The sequence below is a fragment of the Chitinophaga sp. YR627 genome, from assembly GCF_900114995.1.
In the GTDB taxonomy this organism is placed as follows: domain Bacteria; phylum Bacteroidota; class Bacteroidia; order Chitinophagales; family Chitinophagaceae; genus Chitinophaga.
Genome location: NZ_FOUX01000001.1, coordinates 29745 through 42793, shown reverse-complemented (window position 1 = coordinate 42793; position 13049 = coordinate 29745). Strand labels below are relative to the sequence as shown.

Genomic DNA, 13049 nt, shown 5'->3' with positions numbered 1-13049 from the left:
TACGGCTCAACAGCTATTTAAGACACGAATATAAGTATATCTGCAGATTCGTTATAGCGCTGATGACCATAAAACATAGCTGAACCAGGTAAAACGCCAAAGGGCAGTACTGACTGCCCTTTGGATACTTATATACAAGATCATCAACCCAATGCAGGTGCGACCAATGGCCGTACCAGTGAATTGGTCGTAATAACCGGCAGGTCTATACCCAGGAAGGTGGCATAGTTGCTCAGTGCATGCTGTGCACCTGCCTGCGCGAACCAGTCCTCCAGGGTATTATCCTCATATTCCGGATACAGGTCCGTACCAAAGATCACGTAGTGATTACTCTCCTGCTGATAATCATACAACAGGAATATACCACCCAGCATCAGAAAAGCTTCCTGTAAAGTCACTGTCAGCCCTTTAAATGTAACGGAGATCTTGTATGCTGCCGGCTGCGGCGTATATAGGAGACCTGTCAGGACGATCAGGTTGCCTACCGGGCAGTTGGGGATGATATCGTTAGCATTATGATAATGCCACGCATTAGGGAGTTTATCATCCAGATCCCGGGCAAAACTGCTGTTGCCGGAGGCAGGCGCCGCAAATGTAAAGAGCGACAGTTTACTGGCGACATAACCCGTGACGCTGATCTGCTGTACCAGGTAAGACGCGTATACATTCGCCATATTGCCACCCAGACTATGTCCGGTGATCAGCAGTTTTTTACCTGCATTAATAACGTGCTGCTGCAGGAATTGCAGGAGGGACAACCCTGAACCCAACGAATCCCTCATGCATTCGATATTGGTAAATGCGAGGTAGGCGCCACTGCTTACAACAGCGTCATTTACTGTCGGTGAGGTGTAAGGCCATTTTGACTGTGTTACGACGTTCAGGTCTTCCAGTATCCAGTTGGCAAACGCATTCCAGTTACTGAAAATGTCTTTAGGGGGCAGAGAGCCGCGGATCGCCAGCGCAAAGTTTTCTCCGGCGGCGTCTGAAGCAACAAAAGCATAGTTACCGTCGAAGGTCTGTACACCATTCCAGATGATCTGCCAGCCGGGAAGATACTGACCAATTTCATTAACGGGGTTTGTAGTGTAAGTGACAAGGCAAAGCCATACGCCATTGGAGGCATCAGCGGGTTGAGCGCTGAAATTAGCAACATTAGGGCTAATCGGTTTCATAATCGTGTTTTTAAGGTTAAGAAAAGAGAAAACTATAAATGAGTATCGATGTGGTGCTTTAGTTTTTCATACACGGCGAAGGTAACAAGTTTCCCGCATCCACAGGAAGACATAACAACATTTAACAATGTGATGATCACTGCAATAAATCCACTAATTGCAAAAACAGTCAATGTCTTTTAGTGTCAATAGGACACCCTAGGACACTTATTATGTTGCTTAATCGTAGTATAGTGTTATTAATTATATTCCACAAATTCTCGTCGTTATGAAAAAACGTTGTTCACCTTACTATGCCCTGTTAGTACGTAAACGATCGTACATTACAGCAGTAGCAACCCTTTCATTTGAATAAGCCCTTTTTGTAAGCAAACAGTGATGACCCATCAGACACGTTGACCACATTCCCCCCGACCCGCTACCGTGAAGCCTCTGGAAAACAGTCAACCTGAATATACGAGCGAACAGTCAATGAATCAGGGCTCCTTCAAACAGGAGTAATCATCATTTATCATCTTCTTACAGGCAACGCAATCCTTCGCCGGACTGCGACATATTATTTATTGCCTTTTTTATCAGGGTACAGACACCATGATCAGGCACGCTGTTGCCTGTACTTCAGGGACCGGGATAACGCGCACTTTCTGCCACACAGCCTTCAAACAATCTGACATTACAATCGCTTACATTATGAATAGAAAAATTACACTGTTAAAGCGTATGTTGCTCACCACAATACCCGTATTGTTATCCCTGTGCGTCGCTGCACAGACGCTCCGTGTATCGGGTAAAGTAACCGACAACAATCAACAGGCACTGCAGGGTGTCACCGTCATGGAAACGGGTACAAAAAACATGACAACCACCAAAACAGATGGTTCCTTTTCCTTACAGGTCCGCTCCGGAAATGCGACGCTTGCATTCAGTTTCGTCGGTTTTGACAGACAGGAGGTCAACGTACGCAGTCGTAGTACGATGGATGTCACCCTACAATCCATCTCCAAAGCTATTAACGAAGTGGTGGTCGTGGGTTATGGTTCGCAGAAAAAGAGCGACGTGACCGGCGCATTGACCAGCATCTCTGCCAGGACAATACAGGAACGTCCTGTCACGAACCTCGCACAGGCGATGCAGGGAAAGGCGGCTGGTCTGAACGTAGCCACCAACATCAAGCCGGGTGAAGTACCCTCTATACGCATCCGCGGTACACGCTCCGGGAACACCTCCAACGAGCCTTTATATGTGGTGGATGGCGTACCTGTTGTTGCTGCCCTGGGCGTCAATTCATTTTCCATCAATGACCTGAACCCCAACGACATTGCATCCGTGGAAATCCTGAAAGACGCCTCTGCAACCGCTATCTACGGATCGAGAGGCGCCAATGGCGTTATTCTCGTCACTACAAAAAAAGGCACGAAAGGAAAGATCGCTGTGAACGTATCTTCCAGTGTATCCTTTGATAGTTATAAGTCATTAACTGACTGGATCAGTGGGGGTGAATACATCGATCGCCTCAGAAATGCCCTCATTAACGGACGCCGTTATCAGTCGGACGCTCCTACTGACCTGAAAGTAGCACCACAACAATGGTATGCCGACCCTCACCTGGATAGTCTGAATTTCTCCGCCTCCGGTGTGACCAGCAACTATAACGAACTGCTGGCAGCTACTATGAAAGGTTATGCATGGAATACGGATGGAACAGTAAAAATGCGCGCCACAACAGCGGAAGAAAAAGCGCTGGGCTGGCCCGCTATGATCCCGGTGTATAATGCAGCTAATATCCCTGGCTTTAACTGGATAGACGCCGTGACCCGCACCGGTATCACGCAAAACCACCAGGTGGCCGTATCCTCCGGTACAGAAACCTCCCGCCTTTATATGTCACTGGGTTATAACAAACAGACAGGTGTACAGCGCGACCAGGATTTTGAACGTTTCAACCTCAATATGAATGGCGATATCACAGCTAACAAATGGTTCTCCCTCGGTGTATCCATGATCGCATCACTGGCGAAACAGAACTTTGGTACCAATGCCAATCAGGGCAACACCGGCGCAAAAGATCTCTATGGCCGGGCCATTGAACAATATCCATGGGCATTTCCTTCAGACAGTACCGGCAACTATGTCAGGAATGCCGGCGGTAACCTGAATATGTGGAATCCGCTGGTAGATATAGGTCAGGCCCTCAATGAACGGCGTATTTCCTCCGCCCTTGGCAACATATATACAGAAGTGAAATTCACGCCCTGGCTGAAATACCGGGCCAACTTCGGCGCTCAGATCAGGAACTTCAGAAGTGGTGCATGGACAGGTCCGAATATCACTGCACACCTGGGCGCACGTGCCAATACGGCCTCTTATGCACGCGAGGAAAACTTCTCCTGGGTGATGGAGAACCTCCTGTACTTCGATAAATCATTTGGTAAAGCACACTCCCTGGGTATGACACTGCTGCAATCTGCCCAGCAATCGCGCAGAGAGAGTACGAGCACCAGTGTAGGCGGCCTGATCATACCGCTTAGTCTGTGGTATGACCTTGCTTCCAACACACAGGGTAATCCGGGCATCGGTACCGGCTTTACAGAAAACACGCTGGGTTCCTTTATGGGACGGGTAAACTATACATTGTTGAATAAATACCTGCTGACGGCCTCCGGCCGCTGGGATGGGTCCTCAGTATTGTCCACCGGGCATAAATGGGCCTTCTTCCCTTCCTTTGCCCTGGCCTGGAAATTACAGGAGGAAAAATTCATGCGCCACATCAGCTGGATCGATGAAGTGAAACCACGTATCGGCTATGGTGTCACAGGTAATTCTTCCGTAGCGCCGTATACCACCACCGGTCCGCTGAGCCGCAATAACTACGTATTCGGGTCCACTCCTGCCGTAGGCGCCCTGCCACAATCTATCCAGAACCCGGACCTGAGCTGGGAGAAAACAGCGCAGCTGAATGCAGGAGTTGACTTCTCCGTACTATCCAGCCGTATTTCCGGTTCCGCGGAATATTACATACAAAACACCTCCGACCTGCTCTTCACCAGGGATATTCCGGCGCTCTCCGGTTATGTTACCAAAGTCATGAATATTGGTAAATCAAGGAACCGCGGCGTGGAGATCAGTCTCAACACCGTGAATGTGCAGACGAAAAATTTCACCTGGAGTACGGAGATCAACTGGAGCCGTAACAAAGAAGAGATCGTAGAACTGATCAATGGTAAAGAAGATATCATCAGTTCCCGCCTGTTCATCGGACAACCATGGCAGGTCTTCTATCAGCTGCAAAATGACGGGATATGGGGGAGTTCACCGAAGGAACTGGAAGAAATGGACAAGTTCAAAACAACCGGCGGACTGGATTTCAAACCCGGCACCGTAAAGGTGGTGGATCAGAACGGAGACTATAAGATCGACGCAGACGACTATGTGATCAGGGGCACGCCAAGACCCAAATGGTATGGCGGTATCACGAATACATTCCGTTATAAAGGCATCAGTTTAAGCTCCTTCATTTATGCCCGCATCGGACAGACCTACTTTGGAGGATATCCCGGTACATTCGGCAGAAATGAAAAGGACTTCTGGAGCTGGAATAACCAAAGCGGTAAATGGCCTTTGCAGATGCTGGGTACAACAGGTTATACCAATATCACATCCGCTATGCAGTATGCAAATGGTTCATTTGCAGTAGTAAGAAACATCTCGCTCACTTACGATGTTCCCGCCAGACTACTTAACCGGGCCAATATCAAAAATGTACAGTTCAATGTACAGGTACTGAACCCTTTCATCTTTGGTGGCGAAGTGGTGAAGATGGGACTGAATCCGGATGATGAAACCAACTGGGCTTCCGAATCACAACCCAACTCATTTAACACCAATCCGCTGGGTGGGGCCAACAATAATACGATCCTTCCACGCAGCATTGTTCTCGGTCTGAGAGTAGGACTGTGATACTTAACGCATTCAAAACAACGGTATGAAAAAACTCCTCCTGATACTGATACTTTTTGCAACCGGCAGCTTTTCCTGCAGGAAATTCCTGGAAGAAAAACAGGTCTCCAACCTGACACAGGATTATTACAATACAGAAGAGGGACTGAATGGATTGATCAACGGACTCTATGTATATGCCCGTGTTAAACATGAATGGGATGGCAATGGCGCAAGACTCACACAAACAGAGACAGACGCCTATATGACCAGCGATAATACCTACGCAACGCTGACAGCCACCCGATACGGCTCCAACGTCAGCACCATCACCAGCAACGTCTACAACTACCTGGGAGCTGTCAATGCCAGTAATGCTCCTATGGGCGCCTATCCGCATATCAATAACTGTAACATTGCACTGGATGTGCTGGACAGGATCAGACCGGGGAAATTCGGGACTGATGAAGCCTATCGTAAAGCGAGAAGAGCGGAGATCCTGTTTCTGCGTGCCTGGGCTTATTACCTGATCACCAATCAACTGGGAGATGCCCCACTGCTACTAATTCCTAAACGTGAGGATAATCAGATCTACTATTATCCGAAAGCAAAAATGGAAGAAATCTATAAACAGATCATCGGCGATATGAGAGAAGCATATAATGACCTGCCCCTGAGCGTCACTGACCGCGGACGTACAGGCAAACTGGCGGCAGGACATTTTCTTGCTAAACTCTATCTTACCCGGGCACAGGCCGCCGGTTTTCAGGGTAATGGAGAAAAACACCTGGCAATGCTGTATAAAGGCAATGTACCCACTGATCTTGACTCCTGTATACAGCTTTCTACAGAGGTGATCAATGCGGCAGGCGGACCTGCCGGTCTGGCGCCTGATTACTGGACCTTATTTGACCCGAAAGTCTCCGAGACGACTCCTCATAAGGAAGTGTTATGGGCGGCCCAATTTGACGTTAATACGTCCCTTAACGGCCGTTTTGGCAACCGCTCCGTGAACTATCACACCGGTAACTACACCGATGCAACGGGTGTGATCCGTTCCATGGCCTATGGCCGTCCTTTTGGCACTTTTAAACCGACTGATTTCGGATATGATGTATTCACTGACAAAGTAAATGACTCCCGTTATTACAAAACCTTCCAGTATGAGTACCTCCGCAATGGCACAGCCGGATTTACCTGGAATGCGGCAGCAGCGGCCTGGTGGAACCTCAATAAACCTACCGGAGAACCGGCTGTTGTTGCCGGTGATCCGCGGGCACTACCTGGCAGGAGGGCTTTGATATATCTGGAAAATGAACAGTCAACCGCATTGGATTCTACTACTGTCATGAGTCAGCCTTACCAGTTTATCGTACGCTGGGTAAGATCATCCGTAAGCGGCCGGTATTATTACCGCCTTAACTACAATCAGAATTCCATTGGTCTGAATACCGGTACCCCTGCCCCCTATTTGTCTGTAAAGAAATATGTCGATCCGCTCAGGGGTGGCAGTGCAGATGAAAGCAACTTTAACAGCGAAAATGGCACCCGCGACGCTATTCTCATACGACTGGCCGAGACTTACCTGGTGCGGGCCGAAGCTTATGGTCGTAAGGGGATGTATGACAGAGCAGTAGACGATATCAATGTGCTCAGACAACGGGCTGCGTTTAAGTCAGGCGAAAACCGTCCGGAAGTACTTGTACAATGGGAACCCCAGGCCACAGCATTAAGTACTGCGGAAAAGACATCCCCTTATCCCGCAAATGGCAGTTCCTACAATGCGCTCCGCATTACCACCAGCATCTTCACACCAGGTACACCGGAAGCGCAGGCAGAACATTATATCCCCACAGCCAGTGGCATACAGGACCTGTTTATTCAATTCATCTATAATGAAAAGACCAGAGAGCTGCTGGCGGAAGGTATGCTCTGGGAAGACCTCCATAATGCCGGCATTCTTTACGAACGTACGATCTATCTGAACCAGATGGCTTCCCCACTGGCAGGACGGTGGATCCCGGCGGCCAATACCGCCAATGGCAACGGACAGGATGGAAACGGAAAAGGACAGATGAAGAAAGCGTTCACCTTCAGGCCCTGGCCGAACGATTTTTTAAGACAGCTGACGGATGCCAATGGACAGGCGCTTGATGCGTCCGCATTGGCGGCTTATCAAAATCCGGGGTATTAGTGATGAATCAGAAAAGGCGTCCCGCTGTCAGTGGGACGCCTTTCTAACGGATTACTCAGTTTATGTCAATCTGCTTTTTCAAGCGGCAACCATACCCTGTACGGCGCTACCTGTCTGTTGGCCAGCGTATAGAACGGAATAGCAGTAAACGTGCTACCTCCCTCTCTTCCTGTCACCACATTTACACCTCCCAGGAAACCTGGTTTGAATACCAGCTGTAAAGGTGTATTCCGACTGACAACTAAGCTATCCAACCCGCTGTTGTCAATTCCTTCCAGTCCATAAATAACAGGACCGGCGGCAATAGTCGCCTTGCCCCGGACTGTCTCTACGGAGTCATGTGGAAATATCAGCCTTGGCTGCATGGGCAATTCCAGCGTGATCTTATCTCCTTTCTTCCAGCGACGCTGAATGCTGACATAACCTTTCACAGGCTGAACGGGAACCGCTATTCCATTTATACTTAGCGCAACCGGCGTTGTCACCTGAGAGGTATAAAGATCAAAGTAATTTTCTTTGCCCTGCGCCCAGCCAGGTATACGTACACTTATGGCGAAGTCGCCTTCCTGTGCGGGATTGACTTCGATCTGTGTAGTACCTTTCCAGGGGTATTGTGTAGATTGCTTCAGGGATACCTTTTTATCCCCCACAGCCCCTTTGTATTCACTACCGATAAACAGGTTGACATACAAGCCGGTTTTATCCGCGGCATAAATATATTCCGGTATCGCTGCTACCATTTTCAGGATCATCGGCGGACAACAAGGACAACTATGCCACGCCCATCGTTTATGATCTTTGGCGATTAACGGATTTTCATAGAAATAATGATCACCTGACAACGATAGGCCTGACAGCAGGTTATTATATAGCACACGTTCAAATTCATCCATGTACTTACCGTCTGCCAGCAACTGGTTCATCCGCTGACTGAAAAATGCAGCACCAATGGAGGCACAGGTTTCCAGGTAGGCAGATTCAGGCAGGAAGTAGTCCGGACCGAACTTCTCCTGATCTGCAATAGCCCCTTCCCCGCCTGTCACAAACATGCGTTTGCCGGTCATATTATCCCAGTAATGAACAGCAGTTGTAAAATAAGCCGGATTGTTATTTTCCATCGCCATCGCCGTAACGCCGGTGGCCAGTAAAGTAGCGCGTACCGCATGTCCTTCTATGGTTTGCTGCTGCAATACCGGCAGATGATCCTGGTTGTAGGCGCCATCACTTTTACGGGCATAGGAGCCACTGCCATAGTTACCTCTGTTCTCGATCCAGAACTGCACCAGACTGTAATACTGTTCTTCGTGCACAGATACGCTTATTTTAGCTTTCAGTGCAGGGTCTGTCTTAAACAGCCAGTATAGTTTTAGTAACGCTTCCTCCGGTCCGCCATGCCCCGGAATAACATTCAGTTTAGGTGCTGGTCCCATCTGTGCATACATATAGTTGCTCATTTTCACGGCCACATTCAGCAGACGGGTTTTCCCCGTTGCCTGATAATAGTGTACAGCCGCTTCAATCAGCGCACCTGCATTGTATACATCATGCTGCCACTTGTCGTCACCACCATTGGTTCCCCAACGCTGACCGGGACGGTTAAGTGTCGTATAGGTATTGATATAGCCATCAGGATCTGCCGCCTGTGCAGCAGCGATCCTTTCGATATAGGCGTCCAGTTTCTTTTCCAGTTTTTTATCCGGGTACTGACTGAGGAGATCGGCAGCGCCTCTGATGGTTTCATATACAAGCCCATCGTACCATGGCGGCCCATCAAACACCTGCGTATTCTTTTCTCCGAATGCGACCCTGTCGAAATTCAGGAAAGCATTCCTCGTTTTACCCTGGCGTTTTTTTTCATCGATCAGATCCTGTCTGTCGGGATCATAACTCCCTTCAAGTTTGTCCAGCACATCATAGACTGTATGTGTGGTCCATACTTTATACTTTGGTGTCCAGAATGCGTCTTTGATCTTTACCTGGGAAAGGTCCGCAGGCTGGATAATATGAGCTGTTGGCGTAGTGGGCTGTCCGTACGCAGCAATGCTGCCGGCCAGCAGCGCGCTGAGAGAAAACACCTTGATCGTATGTATGTTCCTGAGTATTTGCATCGTGGAGCGAGCTTGCATGAATAATGTTATTTACGGGTCTTTTTGGTTAAACGTAAAATAGTGTAAGAGAATGCAGGGAATGTGTATTGAATCCCCGGAGCCGCCGACAGCTTTATAGCGCTTTGTTGCACATTGACCTGACCGGGCGCTTCCGGCAGGTTCTCTGCTGCCAGTGGAGCTGCAAGCGTCCAGGTATCCATACGGTTGTTCCTGTTGCCAAAATTGCTTAGTTCCAGTACGGTCGTTGCCGCCTGATCAGCCGTATTGACAATGTGCAGTACCAGCGTATCTTTTTGTTCGCTGATAGTTGCAGTTACATTCAGCGCTCCTGTCACCGTTTCCTTTACACGTAAAGGCAGGTGATTGAGGGCAGCCATACGTTGTGCATAGTATGGCGGCATACCCCATACGGTGGTTGGCGTAAAGAAGATCTGTCCCTGGTCCCAGCCATTGTCATTCTGATGATAAGGTTGTAAGGCATTCGCAGGACAGGAGGTCAACAGGAAATCGCCATGTTTACGGACGGCATTCAGTGTAGTAGCATGTCCCAGGGCACGCTGCATATTGTGTAAAGCGCCGTTTTCTTCGAAGATGACACATTTCATGGATGTATGAGGGTCCCACTTACGGAACAATTCCTGCATCCGGGTTAATTCTTTGTCTATGTCCAGACCGGCGTCCTTACCGTCTGCCCATGGATGAAAGTCCCAGTAATCCGCTTTACCGTTCAATGCCTTAAATACTGTTTCCACATGCTTAGACTCCGGACGCCACCAGGCAGCCTGGATCAGTTTAATACCGGGGTCTTTACTGTGAATAGCGGTATACAATGCATTAAAGCGTTCAATATAATGTTCATAATCCTCCTTGTTATCACCTCTGAAGAGTGCTTCTTCATTGCCGATCTCGATATATTTCACGTTATAGGGAGCAGGATGACCGTTATCTGCTCTCTTCTTCCCCCAGGTGGTGGAGACATCTCCATTGAGGTACTCCACCATATCTGACACATCCTGGGCTGTCTCTTCGATATTGATGGCAAAGGCTGCCGGCAGATGGGCGGCTTCGCAGAACTGCAAAAACTCTTCTATCCCGAAACCATTGGTAGCATACTTATTCCAATGTCCGGTATATGGCGGACGCTGATCTCTGGGGCCGATCATCTCTTTGAACCGGTATCCTGCTGCGTTCACCATCGATCCCGCGTAGCGGATAAAAGATATCTGCTCTCCAACGATCGCATTGCCTATATCTGCACGCAGAGGAAGGCCTTTAAACAATTGCTCCCCTGTCGGGAAGAGGGATACCTGGTCCACAGCGATCCTTCCTTTTTCACTTATATAAAGCACAAAGCGGGCAATTGAATCAGCCGCATTTGCGGTCAGCGGAAAATCAAACTTTGTCCAGTCTTTTTCTTCCAGGGAAATAGTATGACTGGCATATGTTTTAGTCCCACTAAGGTCTTCCAGCGCCACTGTTACATTCACCAGACCGCTCTCCGTCCGTAACCAGACAGCACCATTCAGTCGTTGTCCTTTCTGCAGCGCAATTCCCCAGCGGTTCAGTCCCCGGTTGGCAATACCTGCCCTGCCCTTTCCACCAGAGAATGTTATTTTCTGTGCGGTCACACCATTGTACGCATTCTCCTGACTAAGCGCAAAAGCCGCCCGAACATCGTCATCCCTGATCATATCCCAGTGATCACTCACCTGTTGATAGGGTTCGTTGACCAACGGCAGAGAAACGGTCTTGCTACCATCGGTCAACTGCACCTGCCGGAAAGCAACGGCAGTACGTGCTGTAGTCAGCCCTATTTTACCGGTGAGATAAGGCGCCTGTTTATCTTCATAACTGATCAATGGCTGCTTAGCTTCTCCCAGGAATACTTGTATAAGCGTTCCTTCCAGTCGCACACGGATACGGTTCCAGGCAGCCGGATTAACAGCTACAGCGCCCTGCGCCAGCAGCGTATAATTATTGTTATGTTTTGTCAGCAATAGTTGTCTGCCATTACGGGAAAGACTAACACCGTATCCCCGCAAACTATTCTCTCCGGTACCCGCATTGGATACCCGCAACAACACGCCGGCAGATGCCCCATCTGGTTCAGGCATCCTGAGCTCAAAACTGACAGTACCATTGCTGATCGTTAAAGGACCATAGACCAGACGTGCATGATCGTCCGGCTCAACCCCTATATCGATCTTACCGATATAACGTTTTGTACCCCTGCCGGGAATAAGGGTCAGTCCGCCATCACTATAAGCTGTTTCGGCGGCCCAATAACCGGTGTACTTGTTCCAGTCTTTGTAATTTGCCCCTGAAGAAGGTTCCTCAAAACTTTCCCCAAAAAGCTGCTGGGCATAAAAGCCGCCGTATATTTCATGGTTCACGTCTTCAATACAGGTACCATAAATGGTGGACGGTATCCGGTTCATGGTCTGTCCTGCATTGACCACTATACGGTTGTCCTGTGAAAAGCTGGGTTGGCATAAAAAGAGTAGTGGCGCCAGGCATACTGCTGCCGGCAACACATGAGACCTGCGAAAAAGCATTCGTGTTACTATTTATCTGATAAGAACCTGCATTAAAACCGTGGATAAGCTGCGTACTGCAACTGCTACGGAACAAAATTGCATTTTAAATCAAAGTGAGTTTAGCACTGGGTTAGCGGGAAGTTGCACTATATTGACCAATATAAGGCCTTTTTTTGCTGATATTTTACCTATCTTACCCACAGAATCTGCAAATCCCATGAAACTATACAGGGAGAATATTATACCGTCATCCAATATCCTGGTGGTAAAAGAGGAACATTTCACCGTAAATGAATTCCCCCTTCACTTCCATCCGGAGTATGAGCTTATTTTGATTTTGAATGGGTCAGGTAAGCGCTTTGTCGGTGATAATATTGCCGAATTCTCTTCCGGGGACCTTTGCTTTTTCGGACCCAATCTGCCCCATACCTATAGCAATAAACACATCGCAGGTCCAAGGGATATCCATCAGATCGTGGTCCAGTTCAATGAGGACTTCCTCGGTAAAGGCTTCTTTGACAAAGCGCCGTTTAAACCTATCCGGGCTTTACTGGACAAAGCCATCCGGGGTTTCACCTTTACAGGTGAAACCTTACAGGAAGTCACTCGTATGCTCCGGGCGATGGTACAGATGGATGAAACGGCCATTGTCATTCAGCTGTTGTCAGTGCTGCATACCCTGGCAAAGTCCGCTGAATTTGAACTGCTGTCCAGCCGTGGCTTCAGCAGCAAATCCGATCATGCCGAATCAGAACGCATGGGGAGAGTGCTGGACTATATCCTGCGTAATTTCAAAGAGGAAATTCCGCTGAATGATATTGCATCTGTCGCCTGCCTGTCACCGGAAGCTTTCTGCAGATACTTTAAGAAATATACCCGTAAGACCTTTTCAGAATTCCTGATAGAAGTACGTATCGGCCATGCGTGTAAGTTATTACAGCAACAGCTGTTAGGGGTGAATCAGATCAGTCTGCAGTCAGGGTTTAACAATATATCCTACTTCAACAGGAAATTTAAATCCATGACGAAGAAAACGCCTGTGGAATACCAGAAAATGTTTGCAGCAGGCAGATTGCCTGAGGCCTACGTATAAATTTGT

At 48.5% G+C, this 13049-nt stretch carries 6 protein-coding genes; 3 read left to right on the top strand and 3 right to left on the bottom strand.

Features of this window, described 5'->3' with window-relative positions:
* Nucleotides 1–143 precede the first annotated feature (143 nt).
* Complete coding sequence (locus BMZ72_RS00140) at nt 144–1175, bottom strand: lipase family protein (RefSeq protein ID WP_089804052.1); 1032 nt, start codon at nt 1173–1175, stop codon at nt 144–146.
* Between the two features lie 690 nt (nt 1176–1865).
* Here BMZ72_RS00140 and BMZ72_RS00135 point away from each other — a divergent pair.
* The gene (locus tag BMZ72_RS00135; protein ID WP_177222624.1) at nt 1866–5132 is read left to right on the top strand and encodes a SusC/RagA family TonB-linked outer membrane protein; all 3267 of its coding nucleotides are present in this window, start codon (nt 1866–1868) and stop codon (nt 5130–5132) included.
* Nucleotides 5133–5157: 25 nt separating this feature from the next.
* Nucleotides 5158–7305, top strand: coding sequence for a RagB/SusD family nutrient uptake outer membrane protein (locus BMZ72_RS00130; RefSeq protein WP_089804050.1), 2148 nt, complete (start codon nt 5158–5160; stop codon nt 7303–7305).
* A gap of 65 nt (nt 7306–7370) precedes the next feature.
* Here BMZ72_RS00130 and BMZ72_RS00125 read toward each other — a convergent pair whose 3' ends face one another.
* Nucleotides 7371–9431, bottom strand: coding sequence for a glycoside hydrolase family 127 protein (locus tag BMZ72_RS00125; RefSeq protein ID WP_089804046.1), 2061 nt, complete (start codon nt 9429–9431; stop codon nt 7371–7373).
* 8 nt (nt 9432–9439) lie between these two features.
* Nucleotides 9440–11968 carry an alpha-L-arabinofuranosidase C-terminal domain-containing protein gene (locus BMZ72_RS00120; protein WP_089804044.1) on the bottom strand — a complete coding sequence of 843 codons (2529 nt, stop codon included), beginning with the start codon at nt 11966–11968 and terminating at the stop codon, nt 9440–9442.
* 199 nt (nt 11969–12167) lie between these two features.
* Here BMZ72_RS00120 and BMZ72_RS00115 point away from each other — a divergent pair, with 199 nt between their 5' ends.
* Entirely contained in the window at nt 12168–13043 is an 876-nt protein-coding gene (locus tag BMZ72_RS00115) for a helix-turn-helix domain-containing protein (protein WP_089804042.1), read from the top strand.
* Nucleotides 13044–13049: the final 6 nt, after the last annotated feature.

What these genes read in the sequence shown, in the direction of transcription:
- BMZ72_RS00125 (WP_089804046.1), bottom strand. Translation starts at nt 9,431, where the DNA reads ATGCAAGCTCGCTCCACGATGCAAATACTCAGGAACATACATACGATC.
- BMZ72_RS00140 (WP_089804052.1), bottom strand. Translation starts at nt 1,175, where the DNA reads ATGAAACCGATTAGCCCTAATGTTGCTAATTTCAGCGCTCAACCCGCT.
- BMZ72_RS00135 (WP_177222624.1), top strand. Translation starts at nt 1,866, where the DNA reads ATGAATAGAAAAATTACACTGTTAAAGCGTATGTTGCTCACCACAATA.
- BMZ72_RS00130 (WP_089804050.1), top strand. Translation starts at nt 5,158, where the DNA reads ATGAAAAAACTCCTCCTGATACTGATACTTTTTGCAACCGGCAGCTTT.
- BMZ72_RS00120 (WP_089804044.1), bottom strand. Translation starts at nt 11,968, where the DNA reads ATGCTTTTTCGCAGGTCTCATGTGTTGCCGGCAGCAGTATGCCTGGCG.
- BMZ72_RS00115 (WP_089804042.1), top strand. Translation starts at nt 12,168, where the DNA reads ATGAAACTATACAGGGAGAATATTATACCGTCATCCAATATCCTGGTG.